This is a genomic window from Lysinibacillus sp. LK3 (assembly GCF_001043675.1).
In the GTDB taxonomy this organism is placed as follows: Bacteria; Bacillota; Bacilli; order Bacillales_A; family Planococcaceae; genus Lysinibacillus; species Lysinibacillus capsici.
In genome coordinates this window covers 198524-218426 of the sequence record NZ_LDUJ01000013.1, presented here as the reverse complement: position 1 = coordinate 218426, position 19903 = coordinate 198524, and the positions used below count along the sequence as shown (strand labels likewise).

Sequence of the window (19903 nt, the reverse complement as noted above, 5' to 3'; positions counted from 1 at the left end):
AATTTGGATTTCAATGTAGATTATATATTTGAGGAGGAGAGACATGCTTTACGTGTCTTTAATAGCAGCGTTCGTTGCATCCATTTTGTTAACTCCATTAGTGAAACGTTTAGCGTTTAGAATAGGTGCTGTTGACGCACCAAACTATCGAAAAGTACATGCTCGAATTATGCCAAGACTTGGCGGTTTAGCCATTTTCCTTGCCTTTATTATTGGCGTGACGATTTTATACTCATTTTTAGTTCATACAAAACATGGTAGTAACGAGGCTTTATTAGCTATCATTATTGGTGCTTGTATAATCGTAATCACAGGTGTTATTGATGATATGCGTGAGATTTCTGCAAAAGCAAAAATGCTTGGTCAGCTAGTTGCAGCACTGATTGTTGTTTTTGTAGGTGGTATTGAAATTGAAATGGTTAATCTACCGTTCTTAGGTACATTAGACTTTGGTTTATTGAGTATTCCATTAACGATCATTTGGATCATCGGTATTACGAATGCCATTAATTTAATTGACGGCCTAGATGGTCTAGCTGCAGGTGTTTCTACGATTGCACTGATTACATTAGCTGTCATGGCATTTATCATGAGCAATGTGTTTGTTTTAGCGTTAGCAGCCATTTTAGCTGTAGCTTCACTTGGTTTCTTATTTTATAATTTCCACCCAGCAAAAATCTTTATGGGTGATACAGGGGCATTGTTCCTAGGATTTATGATCTCTGTGTTAGCGTTACTTGGTTTTAAAAATATTACATTCGTAGCTTTAATCATCCCAATTATTATCCTTGGTGTTCCGATTTCGGATACATTCTTTGCCATTGTTCGTCGTGTTCGCATGAAGAAGAAATGGTCTGACCCAGATAAATCACATTTACACCATCGATTACTCGATATGGGCTTTACACATCGACAAACAGTCCTAATAATTTACGGAATTGCAGTAATGTTTGGATTAGCGGCTATCATTTTCTCTATGGCAAAGGTTTGGGGAGCTATATTACTTGTAGCGGTCATCCTAACAGCTATTGAAATCTTTGTAGAGGTCATCGGACTGGCTGGTAAAAACTATAAACCATTATTAAATTTTGTACGGATATTTAGTAAATAAAATTTAAGCAATCATACAATTTGTATGATTGCTTTTTTGTTGTTAAATAGGGTTACTATTAAAGTTATTAAACAGTGAGTCGCTAGACAACGAGAAGCTTTTTCTAAACCGTTTTTTTATACATTGAGAGTGGGAAAGAAGGAGAACTTAAGTAAGCTTGTTTATCGATTACAAGGAGGGGGAAATGTAAAGGGTGGTCAATCGATGGAAAAGTCATATAAAAAGACCATAGACTAGTTTGTCTATGGTCTGACAGGTCTTATTCAATAACTGAATTGTCATCGATGCTAGCAGCACTGTCTGTTCCTGTATTGCCACTTGTTAGGCTTGATGATTGTTCATTTTGGCCAAGATGGTTTTTGAAAATCTCTTTTACTTCTTCAACAGAATCTTGATTTAACTGGTAATAATAAATACCAGTAGACATATCATCCGTACCATCTAATGTTAAGGAATCGATACGTGGTGCGCCTTTTGATAAATAAGATAAGAAGGACTTCATTTCAGTGAATGTCATATCTGTTTTCATATTATCACCAAGAGCTTTAATGACATTATCATATTTTGTGATAGAGTCTACAGAAGCCACTTTTTTAATAATTGCAGATAGAATTTCCTGTTGACGTTTGCCACGCTCAATATCACTATCTTGCTTACGAGTTCTTGCAAGGGCAAGTGCCTCACTTCCATTTAAATGCTGTAACCCTGGCTTTAAATTGATTGTAAACTTATCGAACTCATCTAATTCATGCAATGCATATGGTACTTCAGCTTCAATACCACCTAATGCATCTACAACATCTATGAATGCATTAAAGTTCATGCGTACATAATAGTCAATAGGAATATCAAATAGTTCTTCTACAGTTTCGATCGTAGTAAGTGTTCCACCCATAGCATGTGCGTGAGTAATTTTATCTTTATAACCTACTTTAGGAATATAAACGTATGAATCACGAGGAATGCTTAACATTTTAATTGTATGAGTTTTATTATTTAATGTAGCTAAAACGAGTGCATCAGAACGTGAATGGTCTGACCCCTGTCCTCGATTATCACTATCGTCAACTCCGACAAATAAAATAGATACATTATCGTGTACTGGTTCTACACTTTCTTCGCGTTTTGCAGAAACCTGACGACCTTCTAATTCCTCATATGCTGAGTCTGCAGCATGCTCTACCTGTTTTGTAAGGTAAACAGCATAAGCCGTTACACAAATCACCAAGCTTGCAACTAGGAGTAGTGTAACTTTTATAATTAAGGAAGCTTTAGAAGACCTCTTTTTAGTCGGACTAACAGATCTTTTTTTCATAATAGATATATTCTCCTCTAATTATTGGGAATAATAATGCAATGAAGCTAACTTTTATTCAATTATTACTAAGTAATTGTGTGGACAATAAAATAGCTTAACAAAAAAATTATACTATGCATATTTAGTTTCGACAATTAAAACTATTTAATTGACAATAAATTCTACAAATTGAGCATCTTCGAAAGTGATGGTAGCCTGTCCATTTGTCATTTCTGTTATCCAACTTCGGAACTGTTCTTCTTCCTCTTTTAGCACAGAAACAATGATTTCAACACCCTCCAAATAACGTATTTCCTCTAAAGAATATGATGAACTTCTTATTTCATTTTCGACTTTTCCTAGCCATGTATAATCAATAGCTACTTTCATGAAATGATGCAATTTACGTTCAACTATCTGTGCAGCAGTTAATCCCTCTGTAGTTGCTTTTCCATAAGCACGAATAAGGCCACCACCACCGAGCTTAATGCCTCCAAAATAGCGGGTCACAACAACGACCGTATCTTTTAACCCTTGTTTTTTTAAGACCTCTAACATAGGGACGCCTGCAGTACCACTAGGTTCCCCATCATCATTTGCCTTTTGAATATGATCATGGTCTCCAATAATATATGCAGAGCAGTTATGTGTTGCATTATGATGCAATTTTTTTATACCATCTATAAAAGAAATTGCATCCTCTTCCGTTTCTGCACGTTCTATATAAGTGAGAAAGCGAGATTTGGAAATGACAATTTCGCTTTCACCATATCCTTTTACTGTTAAATAGTTTTCTCTCATTCGTATCAATCTCCTTTTAACTAGAGTTCTATTCTATAATTTTCATGAAGAAAAAGCATTAAATTTTAGCATGGTAATGCTATAATAGGTGTAGACTATGGAATATGTGATTTTAGTCTATTAAATTAGTAAGTAATCATAAGACATTAGACTGGGGAGTATACTATGTTTTCAAATGATACCTTCGATTTAAAGTCGCTTGATGACATTTTTAATCGAATGTTAGATACAATCATGAGCTCAAAGGATGATATCTTTATTATAAGTGAACAAAGCCGCAGAAGCTTTGAAGATATGCAAAAAGAGCTTGAAATTGTTCGAAAACAAATATCAATCGTAATTGATGATGGCGATGCATTGGAAAAAAGTACGCAGCTTGCTAAGCAACGACTTGTGCTAGTGAGTAAAGCTTTTGATAATTATACCGAAGAACAAGTTAGAGAAGCCTATGAAACTGCACATGATTTTCAAGTAAAGCTCTCCGTTATTAGAACACAAGAAAAACAGCTACGGGATAAAAGAGATGATCTAGAGAGAAGATTAAGAGGATTACTCGATACGATTGAACGTGCTGATCATATTGTTAATCAGGTAAATGTCGTTTTGAATTACTTAACTTCAGATTTAAGAAATGTTGGTTTAGCCCTTGAACAAGCAAAAATGAAACAGGATTTTGGGATACGTATTATTGCAGCTCAAGAGGAAGAGCGTAAGCGTTTATCAAGAGAGATTCATGATGGACCTGCTCAAATGCTTGCAAATGTCCTTATGCGCACTGATTTAATAGATAGAACGTATCGTGAAAAAGGTATTGAAAAGGCTTTGGCTGAAATTGCCGATTTAAAGAAAACGGTGCGTAATGCTTTATCTGAGGTGCGACGTATTATTTATGATCTACGACCAATGGCACTTGATGATTTGGGAATTATTCCGACATTAAAGAAGTATTTATCGACAGTGACTGAATATAATCCAGGTGTTGAAATTCATTTCCAATCGAGAAGTACAGAAAAACGTATACCTTCAAATTATGAAGTATCCATTTTCCGATTAGTACAAGAATGTGTAACCAACGCCATGAAGCATGGAAAGTGTAAAGACATTTGGGTAAAGCTTGAATGGTTAAAAGATGCCGTCAACATTGTTGTAAAAGATGATGGCATAGGCTTCGACCCACAAGTAGTGAAAGATCATTCCTTTGGGATTTTAGGAATGAAAGAACGTATTGAAATTTTAAATGGTACAATCACCATTACGAGTGAAATCAATCGAGGGACAACGGTGTTATTTAAAATACCGTTAGAAGTAGAATGATGTAACTGTCGCAGAAATCTAGGGGGTAAAGACAAATGACAAAGATTATTATTGTAGACGATCACCAGCTATTCCGCGAAGGAGTAAAACGCATTTTAGATTTTGAAGATACGTTTGATGTAGTAGCAGAAGGTGACGATGGTACAGATGTTGTTACGTTATACGCTGAAAACGAACCAGATGTTGTACTTATGGATATTAACATGCCAGGCAAAAATGGAGTAGAAGCAACGGCAGAGTTAATTACTGAATTTCCAGATGCAAAAGTGATTATGTTGTCTATACATGACGATGAAACATATGTTACGCATGCATTAAAATCAGGTGCTCTTGGTTATATGTTAAAAGAGATGGATGCAGATGAAATCGTTGAGGCGATTAAAGTTGTTGCCAACGGCGGTTCTTATTTACATCCAAAAGTAACGAAAAACCTAGTAGCAGAATTTAAACGACTTTCAGAACATGAAAATAAAGGAAACTTCCATCAAACTGAAATTCGTCGTCCATTCCATTTGCTAACTAAGCGTGAATGTGAAGTATTACAATTATTAACGGATGGTCAATCAAACCGTACAATCGGTGAGACACTGTTTATCTCTGAAAAAACAGTTAAAAACCACGTATCAAGTATTCTTCAAAAAATGAATGTGAATGACCGTACACAAGCAGTTGTAACAGCTATCAAAAATGGCTGGGTTGAAGTACGCTAATTGCTAAGACTGTTTTTAAAAGCTACTTTTATTGAAGTAGTTTTTAAAACAGTTTTTTATTGTTTTTTGGTAATAATTTGTATTGGGCTAACTTGATGAAGAACAGGTCATTCACAATTTTGTAACATTACTATTCATTAGTATGAATATGATAACTAGCAATTCATGCAACATTTTACAGCCTAATGCGTCATAAGGAAGATGTAGCACTTAAATGTTGAAAATGCACAACAAAATTCCTACGAAAGCATTTATATGCTACAATATGCGCGGGAGGTTTTTTGATGTTAAAGAAAAGTTTTCTAGCAGTTCTAATCTTATTAGTGTTAACTGCCTGTGGTAATAAAGATGAAAAGATGAGTGATGAAGAACGAGATAAAGTAATAGAGGATGGTACAGTTGGCTTTGAAATGATGGGTGGAAACGTAGAAAAGGCTGATAATGTACCAGAGGAAGATGAAAAGGCGATTTTAGCATCCTTTGATGAGTATATTGCTGCATTAAATGCTGAAGAAATTGATCGTTATATGAATACAATCTCGAAAAATCCAAAGGGTTTTAAATACGATGAAGAAAAAACATATGCATCAGAAGTATTTGATCAATTTGATATTAAGCGTGAAGTAGAAAATGTAACAATTGCAAAGTATGAATCAGATGAGGCGCAAGTATTTGCCAACATGAAAATGCACTCACTTCAGCTTGAGACAAATGTCGAACATGAAAGTGCAGGACGTCAGGTAACAGTCTTTGTGAAAGAGGACAATGATTGGAAAGTAACAAGTGTCTTTTATATTGGTGACGACTCACAGTCAAGTACAGGAAATTAACAGAAGCTATCTTCATTCAACATAACAATTGAGTGAAGATATGCCTATTTATACATAGACAATGAATGTGAAATGGAAGCTAGCTTACTAGCACGACTCTAGAAGGGCGAGAACGGGAATCCGACGTTCGTCATTCATTTCACATTCATTTCTTTTTGTTTTCCGTCATTTATGCAAAAGCGAAGCGCCAGCAATAACAACACAACAACAACAATTGCACCAAGTAGAAATAGATTGTAAACTAAAAATTATAGGAGAGTGGACATGGATGAGGACGGCAATCGTAACAGATAGTACTGCATATATTACAGCTGAGGAACGTGCACGCTTAAACATTCACATGATACCTTTAAGTGTTAATATCTCGGGTCAATTATTTGCAGAAGAAGTAGATATCACAGCATCTGAATTTTATGATAAGGTGCGTGGAGCTAAAGAATTTCCTAAAACAACACAACCTCCAATTGGAGAATTTGTTGCTCTTTTTGATGAGCTAGCAAAGGATTACGATGAGATAATTTCTATCCATTTATCGAGTGGTATTAGTGGAACATACCAAGGTGCAGTGCAGGCCGGTGAAATGGTGGAAGGTATTAATGTTTATGCCTTTGACAGTGAAATATCCTGTGCTGTTCAAGGCTTTTACGTATTAAGAGCAGCGGAGATGGCGAAAGAGGGCCATTCAGCAAAAGACATACTTGCAGCATTAGCGGACATGCAACAGTCTATTCGTGCTTACTTCATCGTAGACGACTTAGCACATTTACAGCGTGGTGGGCGTTTATCTTCTGCAGCTGCATTAATCGGTGGCTTATTACAAGTAAAGCCTGTTTTACATTTTGTGGATAAGGTAATTGTACCTTTCGAAAAAATCCGAACACGTAAAAAGGCATTAAAGCGGGCGGAAGAATTGCTAGCAGAGGATGCAAAAAAGTATGCAGCGATGGACGCTGTTGTCATTCACGGAAATTGCCCTGCTGAAGCCCAAGAATGGCTAGAGCAATTAGCCGCAACGTACCCAAACGTAAACTTTAAATTGAGCTATTTTGGTCCTGTTATTGGTACTCATTTGGGTGAAGGGTCAATGGGATTAGGATGGACAAAAAAATAACGAATTGTGAGAAGTCTCTACAGCAAAAGTAGAGGCTTTTTTCTATGAAAGGGGAGGTTTTAATGAGATATAGGGGTTGGTTGTTGCCCCCAGCATTACGTGATTTTCATGAAGGGCGCATTTGGTTAAAAGAACATTCGCCATTTTCATCTGAAGATATTGAGAAAGCAATAAAGCGAAAATACGTCAGTATAATAGAAGGAATTCCAATAAAGCCAGCTATGAAATGCAATCGTTGTCACAATACAGACCCGCACTTATTCACAAAATTCCATTGTTCCAAATGTCAGCAACAATGTGTGTACTGCCGACACTGTATTAAAATGGGGAGAGTAAGTAGCTGTACAAAATTGATGATTTGGACAGGTCCCAAGACGATAAAAATTAACAAGCATTCATTAAAATGGGCAGGGCAATACACCGAACTCCAGCAACAGGCTGCTAATGAAACCTTGGCAAGTGTGAAAGCAAAACGCTCCCATTTAATTCATGCAGTTTGCGGTGCAGGCAAAACAGAGCTACTTTTTCCTACTGTCTATGATGCATTAAAGAGAGGGCTACGTGTTTGTATTGCTACACCACGGACAGATGTAGTGTTAGAACTGTATCCACGCTTTCAAGAGGCTTTTCCTGATACAGTTATTCATGCTTTATACGGTGGAGCACCTCACCAAAATGGCTATGCACAGCTTGTTATAGCAACAACCCATCAGCTCTACCGATTTGATAAGGCATTTGATGTCATTATTGTAGATGAGGCAGATGCTTTTCCTTATACATTTGATGAAACTCTACAAAGAGCAGTAGAAAAGGCTAAAAAGGAAAATGCTCCTCTGGTATTTGTGACAGCAACCCCATCAGCATCATTACTCCATACTTTCCAGCAAGAAAGCTACTCTTTTATTCCAAAACGCTATCATAATCATCCATTACCAGTCCCACAAGTAAGTTCTTTATGGGGCTATGATAAATGCTTTAAGCGAGGTAAAATCCCTAAAAGGTTAAAAAAGTGGGTGGAGGAGCGCTTACACCAAAAGGAACCCTTTTTACTGTTTTTCCCGACAATTGACTTAATGAAACGTGCAACTCCTCTTTTTCAAGGGTTAAATGAAGACATATTAGCTGTGCATGCAGCTGACCCAGAGCGGAAGGTGAAGGTGTTAAAGCTACGAAATAAAGCAGTTCCGGGCTTATTAACCACTACGATATTAGAAAGAGGCATTACAATCAGCAATGTACAGGTGGCTGTTATAGGGGCAGAGTCATTGATTTTTACTGCAAATGCTCTCGTTCAGATTGCAGGTCGAGTTGGGCGAAATGTTCAATTTCCTAATGGGGATGTCCTATTCTTTCATCACGGTATTACGGCAGAGATGGATGAGGCATGCGCAAAAATTCAATTTTATAATAAGAAGGGATTTTCTGAATGAATAAAATAGAACCTCGTTGTTTAATATGCACACAGCCGTTAAAAATAACTATTTCCTGGAAAATGATTCTAACCAAACAATTCTTACCGACAATATGTGAAAGATGTGCCGCTCGTTTTGTACCTTCACAATCTGCTACATCCCTTTATCAATATAATCAGGCGATGAAGGATTACTTACACCAGTTAAAGTTTCTTCAAGATGTGGCTCTTGCCAAGGTATTTCGACAGGAGCTCTATGATCGTCTCAATAAAGAAAAAGCAATTATTCTCCCCATTCCGATGCATCCTCTCAAGCAACAGGAGCGTACTTTCTCGCATACTGATGAACTATTAAAAGCGGCTCATATTCCCTTTATTCAATTATTAGAAAAGACAACGACAGAAACGCAAAGCTCCAAAAATAGAGAGCAGCGAATGCAGGCAGCTCCACTTTTTTGCTTAAAGGAGGGAGCACAAGTTGAACATAAAAATTATCTTCTTTTTGACGATATAAAAACTACAGGGACAACTCTACAGCATGCTGAAAATGTTTTAATGCAGGCAGGTGCTAAAAATGTCCAATACTTCACATTAATTGAAGGATGAAAATACCAATACATTATGTATAATAGTTAATGAACAGTATTCGTAGATAAGTTTTCTAGAAAGAGGAGGAAAGGCCAATGGCAGAGGTTCGTAATTGTCCGAAATGTAATGAATTTTTTAATTATACAGGAGTCCGAGAAGTGTGCCATAAGTGTGCACAATCAGAGGAGGAGCTTTATCAAATCGTTTATCGTTTCTTACGTAAACGTGAAAACCGCGCGGCAACAGTAGAACGTATTGTAGAAGCAACGGGAGCAGCCGAGGAGCTATTGTATAAATGGGTTCGTAAAGGCCGCCTGCAGCCAGCTATGTTCCCTAACCTTGGCTATCCATGTGATAACTGTGGTCATCTGACAACAACCGGTAAACTTTGTGCAAAATGCCAGGATGAATTAAAGGCAGACTTACGTACATTTGAAGCAGCTAAGGAATTCCGCGACAGTGTAGAGCAGCGTGATCGTGTAACCTATCATGCAGACCGAAAACGCTAATAATTGGGGGTGTGTTAATTTTAAACAAAATTAGCACACTTTTTTCTATGTTGAAACTTAACATTATGTGAGACAATCCGAAATAATAGTAAGATAGGATTTAGCGATGGGGGGTATTGAAATGAAAATTACATCTTATGGTATTAATGCAGTAAACGCCTATAAAAACCAAGTACGCAATGTGAAATCAGATACAAACAAAGCATCTTTTGCTGATAAAATTGAAATTTCCAAGGCAGCACAGGAAATGCAGGGTGTTTCAACATACAGTACAGAGCGAGCGGAACATGTTCAACAGCTAAAAAAGGATATCGCTTCTGGTGAATACAAAGTAGATGCGCGTAAAGTGGCAGAGGATATGCTGAAATATTATCGTTTCTAGGGAATAGCAGAAAGGATGTATAACGATATGTCTGTAGAAGCAATTAGTTCTACACTAACAATGCTAGAGAGAATGCATAAAAGCTTACTCGAACTAGCCTTTAAAAAAACAGAAATTATTAAAAGTGGCGATATCGAAGCTTTAGACCAATTGCTCAAGGACGAGCAGGCGCATGTAGCAGCCATCGATAAGCTCGAGCAACAGCGTCAGAAACAGGTAACGGACTACCTTGAAGCAAAGGGACTTGCTTCAGCTGACAAAACAACTGTCGCGGATGTCATCGAGGCTGCTGAACAACAAGCTGACAAAGCAACACTATCAGCAGTTCGCGAACGTTTAATGCAAATTATCAATGACCTACGAAAACAAAATAATTTAAATCAAAAACTCGTTTTTCAATCCTTACAAATCGTCAACCTAACATTAGATGCAGTAAGACCTCATACAGAGCAAATGAACTACTCCAGCAACGAGGTCAGAGGTACAAGCAATATATCTAAAAAATCATATTTCGATTCACAAGCATAACAAGGGAGGAAGAAACATGCGCTCAACATTTATGGGCTTAGAAGCTAGTAAACGTGGTCTCTTTGTACAACAAACAGCTTTATATACAACAGGACATAATATTTCTAATGCAAATACTCTAGGCTACTCTCGCCAACGAGTAAACATGCAGGCAACGCCAGGTTTTCCAACCGCTGGATTAAACCAACCAACTTATCCAGGACATCTTGGTACTGGGGTGGAAGCGGGTTCTATCCAGCGTATTCGTAGTGAATTTATTGACCGCCAATATCGCCAAGAAACAAATAAGTTAGGGTACTGGGAATCTAGAACAAATGCCATTGCCCAAATGGAAGATGTTGTGAATGAACCTTCGGAATTCGGTTTAGATAAAGCCTTCGAACAGTTTTGGAAAGGACTTGAAGATGTAGGGACTAAGCCTGCAGATGGAGCTTCACGTCAGGTAGCTATTAGTCGTGCGGAGCACTTAGCTGAATCCTTTAATTATCTTGATAAACAATTGAAAATGATTCAGGGTAATATTGGAAATGAGCTTAATGTTTCGACAACTCAAATTAATACCATCCTAAAACAGATTGCTGCTGTTAATAAACAGATTCAAGAGGTTGAACCTAGTGGACATGTACCAAATGATTTATATGATGTTCGTGATACTTTAGTCGACAAATTAAATGAGTATATCCCAGTATCAATTGAACGTATTCCTTCTGGTGGTTTAGCATCAGAGGTTGCAGAGGGAAGCTTAAAAATTACATTTAAAGGCGCAGATGGTGTTGTCAGAGATCTAGTAAACGGTAAAGATTTTGCTCAATTTACAGCAATGGGTACAAATGGCACGAAGGTGACAGGCGACGATATTACAAATTCTTTCTCTGAATTACGATTAACAGGATTGGAATCTTTAGATGCTCATGAAGCAGGTGCTGTCACTAGTACGCAAGCAGCCATTAAACAGCAAGACTTTGAAGCATCAAAAGGTAAATTACTTTCACTCGTTAATTCGTTTGGTTATCAAAGTGCAGGCGGCGATATTAAAGGATACTACCCAGAAACTTTACAAAAATTAGATCAATTAGCCAATGCATTTATTAAAGAATTCAATGCTCAGCATGCAAAAGGTTATACCCTCGAAGAGAAAGATGCAAATGGAAACATCATCAATGCTTCTGTACAAGGAGGCGTTTTCTTTGAAGGTACTGGTGCTGGTGGAATCAAGGTTAATGAAGATATCCTAAAAAACCCCAACCTGTTAGCTGCATCTTCTAATCTAACAGAAGAAGGAAATGGTAAAAATGCTTACGAACTTGCCAATATGCAACATAAATTATATGCAGATATAGATAATGCAAGCTTACAATCATTCTATCAAGCAATTGTCGGAAAAGTTGGTGTAGATGGTGAAGAAGCATTACGTTTAGCAGCCTCGTCTGAATCCCAACTTCTTATGGTGTCCAAAAGCCGTGATTCTGTAAGTGCTGTTTCTTTAGATGAAGAAATGACAAATATGATTACTTTCCAACAGGCGTATAATGCAAATGCACGTATGATTACGGTTGTCGATGAAACATTGGATAAAATTATTAACGGTATGGGCCGAGTTGGTCTATAACAATAATATATAGAGACATTTCTCTTAGACTTACAAGAAGGAGGTTTTTTCAGAATGCGTGTAACACAATCTATGCTTTCAAATAGCATGCTACGCAATTTAAATAACAGCTACGGTAAAATGTCAAAGCTCCAAGACCAAATCAACTCCGGTTCAAAAATCACTCGGCCATCTGACGACCCAGTAATTGCGGTTAAAGGAATGGGTTATCGCCGTGATTTAGCTAAAGTAGAACAATACACACGCAATATGATTACGGCAGGAAGCTGGTTAGATTCGACAGATGAATCTCTTAATCAGGTAGGCGAGCAAATGAAGCGAGTTCGTGAACTAGTTATTCAAGCTGCTACTGATTCAAACACAGCAGAGGATCGTGACAAAATAAAAAAAGAAATAGATCAAATTCGTCAACAAATTCAAGATGTAGGAAATACGAATATAGGTGGTAGTTATATATTTAGTGGAACTAAAACTAACGAGCCTCTATTTATAGGAGGTGCTATAAACCCAAATACTAATCAAGAGAGTGTAAAAGTAGAAATATATGATGGTATCCAGCTTTCTGTGAATACCCCAGGGAAAGATCTATTTAATAATATAGATGATATGATGGGGAAAATTTCGGATTTATTAGGCGATCCAACAAAAACAGGTGAAGAAATTGCTAGCATGCTAGGCGGAGTATCCTCATCTACTACAAATGATGATATTACAGCCATGCATAATAAAGTTTTAGAAGCACAAGCAGACATCGGTGCACGGCAAAATCGTGTAGAAATGATGGAAAATCGACTAGGTATACGTGAGGTTAATGTTACAAAACAGCTTAGAGATAATGAGTCTGTTGACTATGCAAAGGCTATTACTGAAATGGTGACACATGAATCTATTCATCAGGCTGCCCTTTCGGTAGGTTCTAAAATCATTCAACAAACATTAGTGGATTTTATTCGTTAATATATAAAAAGCGTTTGGACACTTTGTTCAGACGCTTTTCTTGAAAGGAGGGATATTATTTTGAGGCTACCCCAAATACAAATTCGGACAATAGATGCCAAGATTGATCTTGAGATCGCTAAACCTAAACAGCATATTGAACAGCCTAAAGCGACACAACATATTGAACAGCCAGCCGCTATTTTAGATATAAATACAACAAGAAGTATTTTGAAGATCGACTCCTCACAAGCAAGAAGAGATATAGGAATGATCGGTCCTTTAGAATCAAGTGCAAATTACGCTGAAAAAGGGAAACAAGAGGCGATAAAAGGAATGGCACGAAGAGCAAGAGAAGGGCGACAGATTATGGAAAATTCAGGGAAAGATCAAGGGCGTGCAGTAATTAAAAATATCGCTCATCAAAACCACGGTCCCCACCGTGTACAATTTAATGTTAAATTTGTACCATCAGTAGGATCCGTCAAGATTAATTTCACTCCAGGTACAACGGATATCAATATTCAACGAAGAGAACCAGTAATTGACGCCAAAGTGAACAAACCTATACATGAATACACACCAGGAAAAGTAACTGGTACAATGATACAAAGACCAGATGTTGACATCGATGTCATCATTTAAAGGAGAGTTTATAAATGAAAATTGCTACTAAATTTTTAGGAGAAGTCGAAATTGGTGAACAAGATATCCTTACATTTGAACATGGCTTACTTGGATTAGAGGAGGAGAGAAAATTTGTATTGCTACCGATTGATGCAAACCTTCCGTTAGCAATATTACAATCAGTTGAGCGGCCTGAAATTGGTTTTGTCGTTGCATACCCTTTCGCTTTCAAAAAAGATTATAGCTTTGATATAAGTGAAGATGATCTTGAGCAGCTACACCTAGAGAAGGAAGAGGATGTGTTGTTAACATACTCTATAGTAACAATGAAGGATACATTCCAAGATTCAACTATTAATTTACTTGCACCTTTAATCATTAATATGGAAAAAAAATGCGGTAAACAAATTGTCCTTCAAGATAGTAAATCCTATCCATTACGTTACCCAATGCAGTCATTGGAAGGAAGTGCAAAATAATGCTAGTCCTTTCACGAAAAAAAGATGAGTCGATCATGATTGGTGATCAAATTGAAATAAAGATTTTAGCTGTAGAAGGCGAGCAAATTAAACTAGGTATTGTTGCCCCAAAAACGGTAAAAGTACATCGTTCGGAAGTTTTTGAAGCAATACAAGCTCAAAATAAAGAAGCTCTTTCTTCAACAACAAACTTCTTAGAGCAACTGAAGAAAAAATAAGAGATTAATGCTCATTTTAAATCTATTACATAAAAAACAAAAAAACTTTTAAAAAAACTATTAAACATTTCCAACTAATTACGATATATAGTTTGTAAGGGGCAGGAAGTATATACATACTACCTAATCCGAAATTCCACACGGATGTGGAATAACAAAACAATTATTCAAGGAGGAATTCCAAATGAGAATTCAACACAACATTTCAGCTTTAAACACACACCGTAACCTTACTTTCAACAACACTCAAGCTTCTAAAAACCTTGAGAAATTATCTTCAGGTTACAAAGTAAACCGTGCTGGCGATGACGCTGCTGGTTTAGCAATCTCTGAAAAAATGCGCGGACAAATCCGTGGTCTTGATATGGCTACTAAAAACGCTCAAGACTCAATCTCTTTAATCCAAACTGCTGAGGGTGCTCTTAACGAAACACACTCAATCCTACAACGTATGCGTGAATTAGCAGTACAATCTGCGAATGATACGAACGTTGATGCAGACCGTGGAGCTCTACAAAAAGAAGTAGATGCACTTGTAACAGAAATCGACCGTATTTCTACTGATACTGAGTTCAACACTCAAAAACTTTTAAATGGTTCATTTAAATCAAAAGTATTCCATATCGGTGCTAACTCAAACCAAAACTTAAAGTTAACTATTGGAAACATGGGTTCTAAATCATTAGGTTTGTCAGGCGTTAAAATTGATAAACAAACTGCTGCTAATAAATCAATTAAAACAATTAATGATGCTCTTGAAAAAGTATCAACAGAGCGTTCTAAACTAGGTGCTGTTCAAAACCGTTTAGAGCACACAATTAACAACTTAGGTGCTACATCAGAAAACTTAACAGCTGCTGAATCACGTATCCGTGACACAGACATGGCGAAAGAAATGATGGGCTTCACTAAGAACAATATCTTAATGCAAGCTGCTCAATCTATGTTAGCTCAAGCTAACCAACAACCACAAGGCGTTCTTCAATTATTACAATAATTAATAATTAGAAAAATTTTAAGACTTTCCTCAAATAGAGGAAAGTCTTATTTCATTTTTATAAACTTTAGCCGATAATTCTATTGAGGTGATAGAGTTGACTCATGAGATTAAATATATTGATACGAAAACAGGGAATAAGACAATAGAATTTGATAGTTACTTATTACATAGTAAATACGACCCTATAAAAGAGGCACAAAGAATTGCTGAAAAGGAATACACAGAAAATTTTGTACATATCGTTTTTGGCTATGGCTGTGGCTACTTAGTTGATGAATTAAAAAAAATGATAGAAGATGAAGTTATTGTAGTAATTGATCCATTTAAGATAGAGTTAAATATCAATGATGATACAATTTATGGAAAAAATCAGATAGACGAATTTAAAACCCAATTATCTTCTAGTCTAGAAAATTTAAGTAGGGAAGTTAAAGTGATTTGTAGTTTAAATTACGATAAAATCGCCCCTGAATTTTATAAAGAGGTATTACAATGTGTAAAAGATGTTCAAAGATCTAATCAGGTCGATGAATATACGATTCGGACAGGTAGCGAAGGATGGCAAGAAAATTATATTAAAAATTTACCATTATTAATTAGAGACCAACCCTTATCAAATAATAGTAAATTTAATGATGTACCTGTAGTTATAGCATCTGGCGGACCATCGTTAACTAAACAACTTCCTTTATTGCAAAGTATACGAGAAAATATTATTTTGGTTGCTGCAGGATCCACAATTAATTCTTTGCTTAAACATGATATAGAACCAGACTATGTTGTGACTATCGATGGTAGTGAAGCAAACTATCATCATTTCGAAAATATCCATAGCAATAAAACTAAATTAATCTACGGATTATCCAGTAATTATAAAATACAATATGAATGGAAAAATGAAAGATATGCATTTTTAACGACTGATGATGTGAAAGTACAAGAAATTATAGAAAAAAAATATGGAGTGGATTTACCGTTAATAGCAGGTGGAGGATCGGTAGCTAACTTCGCTTTAACTGTAGCTACGAACCTGTCATCTGGTCCAATTGCATTAATAGGACAAGATTTAGCTTATACTGATTTACAAACACATGCTAGTGGGAATAAATATGCAATGCGAATTGATGATGAATTTTTAGAAAAACGTGATGCATTTCAAACTGAAGGGTATTATGGTGAACAAGTAATGACTGACTACCCTTTCCATGCGATGAAGCTAGCATTTGAAACCTTAATAACAATATTACCTAATATACCTACGATTTATAACTGTACAGAAGGTGGAGTTAAAATAAAGGGAGTTGAACAGGTTACATTCAAAGAATTTTGTGAAAAATTTGCAATTCGCCCAGTAGAGTTGGACAAACAGTCAAAATTCGAAGAAAAAAAATGGGAAACTATTAGATTAGGTTTAGAAGAAGAAGTTAAAGTATACCAAACTATTAATAATAGATTAAAAGAGGTAATTTTGAAACTGAAAAAAGATTGGTTAAAGAAATTTTTCTCTCCACAAACTATTAAGGTACTTAATAGTATAGATAAGCTTTTAAGGGAGAAACTAGCCAATTTAATGTTTGAAAGAATAGCAGATCCGTTAATAGCTGATGTTCTGAGAAACTATAAAGGGAAAAAAAATGAAGAAGAGGAAGAGAAATTTAACAGAGTTTATAATCAAAATCTAGAATTATATTGCCGTTTACAAGAGGCTGTGTCGAAAACTAAAATTTATACTGAGGAAGCAATTAAGTTAGGGGATGAATTAAATGCTAGAATTAATGGAAGTAATTGAGAGTTATAATGAGTATATTAATAAAATTCCAAAAGGAACCATGTCTATAGCTAATTATTTACGTGAAAACCAAATTAGAGAAGCGCTAGAAAGTATTAAAAATTTCTCTGAAGGGGTAATGTGGCTAACGCATGCTAGCGAATTAATAATTGAAAATAAAGGTGAAGCTCCATTAGCAATTAATAAAATTCGTGAGTTTTTATCTGAGATTAATGAAGGATTAGAACGTCAAGACTATGTTTTAGTTGCAGATTTATTTGAATATGAAATTGCACCTTTTTTTGAAGAAGTACAAGAAGCGATAGCTGCCATCCAATAATTAATTTAGATATATTTAATACTTTAAAATGTTTATTAGTTCCTTTTTTGGGTGTAAGTAAACTGAGATTTTAATCAACCAATCAAAAAGAGATTGGTTGATTTTTTTTTTAAAATGCCGATAGTAAATATAGTTAACTAGTTATGGTAATATAAATTAGATAGCATTTTAAAAGGGGTTTTTTTATGAAAATATTAATTACGGGTGCAGATGGTTTCATAGGCTCGCATTTAACAGAAACATTAGTACGACAAGGTTATGATGTTCGTGCATTTGTTTATTATAATTCATTTAATTCATTGGGCTGGTTAGATCAGTCTTCAGCGGAAATTAAATCATCATTGGATGTATTTTCAGGCGATATTCGTGATCCTTATGGTGTAAAAGAAGCAATGAAAGGCTGTACGCATGTTCTTAATTTAGCAGCTTTAATTGCAATTCCATATTCCTATCATTCTCCTGCAACTTATGTAGATACAAATGTGACAGGGACTTTAAATATTGTACAAGCTGCGAAAGAATTAGGTGTAGAAAAGGTAGTTCACACTTCTACAAGTGAAGTATATGGAACAGCGTTATATGTACCAATTGATGAAGAACATCCATTACAAGGACAATCACCTTATTCTGCTTCAAAAATAGGTGCTGATCAAATGGCTTTGTCATTTTATCGCTCATTTGACACACCTGTATCAATCATTCGTCCGTTTAATACATATGGACCACGCCAATCTGCTCGCGCCGTTATACCGACAATCATCAGTCAGTTAGCAAGTGGCAAAACAAATATTAAGCTTGGAGCTGTAAGCCCTACACGCGATTTTAACTATGTAAATGATACCGTTAACGGTTTTATATCTGTTATGAATGCTACTACTTCAATCGGTGAAGTCATTAATATAGGATCAAATTATGAGATTTCTATTGGTGAAACTGCACAAATGATTGCAGATATTATGGGTGTAGATTTAACGATTGAAACGGATGAACAACGTTTACGTCCTGAAAAAAGTGAAGTTGAACGTCTTTGGGCTGAGAACAAAAAAGCAAAAGAATTACTTGGATGGAAACCACAATTTGGTGGCAAGGAAGGTTTCAGACGAGGTCTTGAAGAAACGATAGAATGGTTTACAAATCCTAAAAATTTATCTCAATATAAGGCAGATGTTTATAATATATGAATAATCAATGGTTGGAATTTGCAGATAATGTAAAGCGATTTTATGGAAAAGAGTTTGTACCTTTACATGAGCCTACATTCAATGATAAAGAAGTTGAATATGTGACAGATTGTGTCAAAACAGGCTGGGTATCCTCAGTTGGAGCTTATGTGAATCGTTTTGAGGAAGACCTCGCTAAATTTGTCGGCGTTAAACGTGCTGTTGCTGTTGTAAATGGTACAGCTGCATTACATATTGCATTAAAGGTTGCAGGCGTAAAGGCGGAAGACGAAGTGTTAATGCCTTCACTTACTTTTATTGCAGCAGCCAATGCTGTGTCATATTTAGGTGCAGTTCCACATTTTATAGATGTTTCTATGAATACTTTAGGTGTTGATGCAGATAAATTAAAAATCTACTTAGAACAAATTGGGAAACTACAAAACAATCAGCTTTATAATAGAGAAACTGGAAGACGTATTTCGGCACTTGTACCGATGCATACATTTGGCCATGCAGCTGACATAGAGGGTTTACTTAAAGTATGTGAAATGTATAATTTGACGCTTGTGGAAGATGCAGCAGAGTCATTGGGTTCATATTATAACGGAAAACATACAGGTAGCTTTGGAAAAGTTAGTGCATTTAGTTTTAACGGCAATAAAATAATGACAACTGGTGGTGGCGGTGCGATTGTGACAGATGACGATGCAATAGCTGACTATGCAAAACATTTAACAACGACTGCTAAAATACCACATCGTTGGGCATATGAGCACGATGAAATAGGATTTAATTACCGTATGCCGAATATAAACGCAGCGTTAGGCTGTGCGCAATTAGAAAAAATGCCCTTGTTTATCCAACAAAAACGCGAGTTAAAAAAGCAGTATGAGCAATGGTTAGCTGGTATAGAGGGTGTCCAATTATTTGAAGAGCCAGCAAATACTAGAAGTAATTATTGGCTACAAACTATTCTACTTGATGAGCAGTTTAATCGTGATGAAGTGTTGGGCTTTTTAAATGAGCAAGGTGTAATGAGTCGTCCTATTTGGAACCCAATGCATCACTTAGCAATCTATCAAAACTGTCCAAAATCAGATTTAAGTGTAACAGATCAGTTAAATATGCGTGTTGTCAATATTCCTAGCACACCAATAAGTGAGGGATAATG

Annotated in this window: 22 protein-coding genes; 20 read left to right on the top strand and 2 right to left on the bottom strand. The window is 36.1% G+C overall.

Annotated elements, in window-relative coordinates:
- The first annotated feature begins 43 nt into the window (after nt 1–43).
- The gene (locus VK91_RS07950) at nt 44–1111 is read left to right on the top strand and encodes a glycosyltransferase family 4 protein (RefSeq protein WP_004230902.1); all 1068 of its coding nucleotides are present in this window, start codon (nt 44–46) and stop codon (nt 1109–1111) included.
- Between the two features lie 259 nt (nt 1112–1370).
- On the opposite strand, the gene VK91_RS07945 is transcribed toward VK91_RS07950, so the two are convergent.
- Together VK91_RS07945 and VK91_RS07940 are read right to left on the bottom strand one after the other, a co-directional pair.
- Complete coding sequence (locus VK91_RS07945; protein WP_048392090.1) at nt 1371–2426, bottom strand: LCP family protein; 1056 nt, start codon at nt 2424–2426, stop codon at nt 1371–1373.
- A 147-nt stretch (nt 2427–2573) separates the two neighbouring features.
- Nucleotides 2574–3209 carry a YigZ family protein gene (locus VK91_RS07940; protein WP_048392089.1) on the bottom strand — a complete coding sequence of 212 codons (636 nt, stop codon included), beginning with the start codon at nt 3207–3209 and terminating at the stop codon, nt 2574–2576.
- A 165-nt stretch (nt 3210–3374) separates the two neighbouring features.
- Between VK91_RS07940 and VK91_RS07935 the strand changes: the two genes are divergently transcribed.
- The 19 genes from VK91_RS07935 (at nt 3375) to VK91_RS07845 (ending at nt 19901) form a co-directional block, all read left to right on the top strand.
- Entirely contained in the window at nt 3375–4523 is a 1149-nt protein-coding gene (locus VK91_RS07935; RefSeq protein ID WP_048392088.1) for a sensor histidine kinase, read from the top strand.
- 35 nt (nt 4524–4558) lie between these two features.
- Nucleotides 4559–5233, top strand: a complete 675-nt coding sequence (locus VK91_RS07930) for a response regulator transcription factor (RefSeq protein ID WP_004227590.1) — start codon at nt 4559–4561, stop codon at nt 5231–5233.
- Nucleotides 5234–5517: 284 nt separating this feature from the next.
- On the top strand, nt 5518–6063 hold the full coding sequence (locus VK91_RS07925; protein ID WP_048392087.1) for a DUF3225 domain-containing protein: 546 nt from the start codon (nt 5518–5520) through the stop codon (nt 6061–6063).
- Nucleotides 6064–6331: 268 nt separating this feature from the next.
- Nucleotides 6332–7174, top strand: a complete 843-nt coding sequence (locus tag VK91_RS07920) for a DegV family protein (protein WP_048392086.1) — start codon at nt 6332–6334, stop codon at nt 7172–7174.
- Between the two features lie 44 nt (nt 7175–7218).
- Nucleotides 7219–8604: a DEAD/DEAH box helicase gene (locus tag VK91_RS07915; RefSeq protein WP_048392085.1), complete on the top strand. Its 1386-nt coding sequence runs from the start codon at nt 7219–7221 to the stop codon at nt 8602–8604.
- A complete protein-coding gene (locus VK91_RS07910) occupies nt 8601–9191 on the top strand; it encodes a ComF family protein (RefSeq protein ID WP_048392084.1) in 591 nt (196 codons plus the stop codon). The genes VK91_RS07915 and VK91_RS07910 overlap by 4 nt, the downstream gene beginning before the upstream one ends.
- Nucleotides 9192–9268: 77 nt before the next feature.
- Entirely contained in the window at nt 9269–9682 is a 414-nt protein-coding gene (locus VK91_RS07905) for a TIGR03826 family flagellar region protein (protein ID WP_048392083.1), read from the top strand.
- Between the two features lie 121 nt (nt 9683–9803).
- Nucleotides 9804–10064 carry a flagellar biosynthesis anti-sigma factor FlgM gene (gene flgM, locus VK91_RS07900; RefSeq protein ID WP_048392082.1) on the top strand — a complete coding sequence of 87 codons (261 nt, stop codon included), beginning with the start codon at nt 9804–9806 and terminating at the stop codon, nt 10062–10064.
- A 27-nt stretch (nt 10065–10091) separates the two neighbouring features.
- Entirely contained in the window at nt 10092–10592 is a 501-nt protein-coding gene (locus tag VK91_RS07895) for a flagellar protein FlgN (RefSeq protein ID WP_048392081.1), read from the top strand.
- 16 nt (nt 10593–10608) lie between these two features.
- Complete coding sequence (gene flgK / locus VK91_RS07890) at nt 10609–12201, top strand: flagellar hook-associated protein FlgK (RefSeq protein WP_048392080.1); 1593 nt, start codon at nt 10609–10611, stop codon at nt 12199–12201.
- Between the two features lie 54 nt (nt 12202–12255).
- Nucleotides 12256–13158 (top strand): flagellar hook-associated protein FlgL, encoded by a 903-nt coding sequence (gene flgL, locus VK91_RS07885; RefSeq protein ID WP_048392079.1) that lies wholly within the window; start codon nt 12256–12258, stop codon nt 13156–13158.
- A gap of 60 nt (nt 13159–13218) precedes the next feature.
- On the top strand, nt 13219–13782 hold the full coding sequence (locus VK91_RS07880; RefSeq protein WP_048392078.1) for a DUF6470 family protein: 564 nt from the start codon (nt 13219–13221) through the stop codon (nt 13780–13782).
- Nucleotides 13783–13796: 14 nt separating this feature from the next.
- A complete protein-coding gene (fliW, locus tag VK91_RS07875; protein WP_048392077.1) occupies nt 13797–14243 on the top strand; it encodes a flagellar assembly protein FliW in 447 nt (148 codons plus the stop codon).
- Nucleotides 14243–14461 carry a carbon storage regulator CsrA gene (csrA, locus tag VK91_RS07870; protein WP_008178850.1) on the top strand — a complete coding sequence of 73 codons (219 nt, stop codon included), beginning with the start codon at nt 14243–14245 and terminating at the stop codon, nt 14459–14461. Before fliW ends, csrA begins: the two co-directional genes overlap by 1 nt.
- Nucleotides 14462–14645: 184 nt before the next feature.
- Nucleotides 14646–15458 (top strand): flagellin, encoded by an 813-nt coding sequence (locus VK91_RS07865; RefSeq protein WP_048392076.1) that lies wholly within the window; start codon nt 14646–14648, stop codon nt 15456–15458.
- A 97-nt stretch (nt 15459–15555) separates the two neighbouring features.
- The gene (locus VK91_RS07860; protein ID WP_053075689.1) at nt 15556–17250 is read left to right on the top strand and encodes a motility associated factor glycosyltransferase family protein; all 1695 of its coding nucleotides are present in this window, start codon (nt 15556–15558) and stop codon (nt 17248–17250) included.
- Complete coding sequence (locus tag VK91_RS07855; RefSeq protein WP_048392074.1) at nt 17225–17569, top strand: hypothetical protein; 345 nt, start codon at nt 17225–17227, stop codon at nt 17567–17569. The genes VK91_RS07860 and VK91_RS07855 overlap by 26 nt, the downstream gene beginning before the upstream one ends.
- Nucleotides 17570–17754: 185 nt before the next feature.
- Nucleotides 17755–18750 (top strand): NAD-dependent 4,6-dehydratase LegB, encoded by a 996-nt coding sequence (locus tag VK91_RS07850; RefSeq protein ID WP_048392073.1) that lies wholly within the window; start codon nt 17755–17757, stop codon nt 18748–18750.
- Nucleotides 18747–19901 carry a LegC family aminotransferase gene (locus VK91_RS07845; RefSeq protein ID WP_048392072.1) on the top strand — a complete coding sequence of 385 codons (1155 nt, stop codon included), beginning with the start codon at nt 18747–18749 and terminating at the stop codon, nt 19899–19901. The genes VK91_RS07850 and VK91_RS07845 overlap by 4 nt, the downstream gene beginning before the upstream one ends.
- Nucleotides 19902–19903 lie beyond the last annotated feature (2 nt).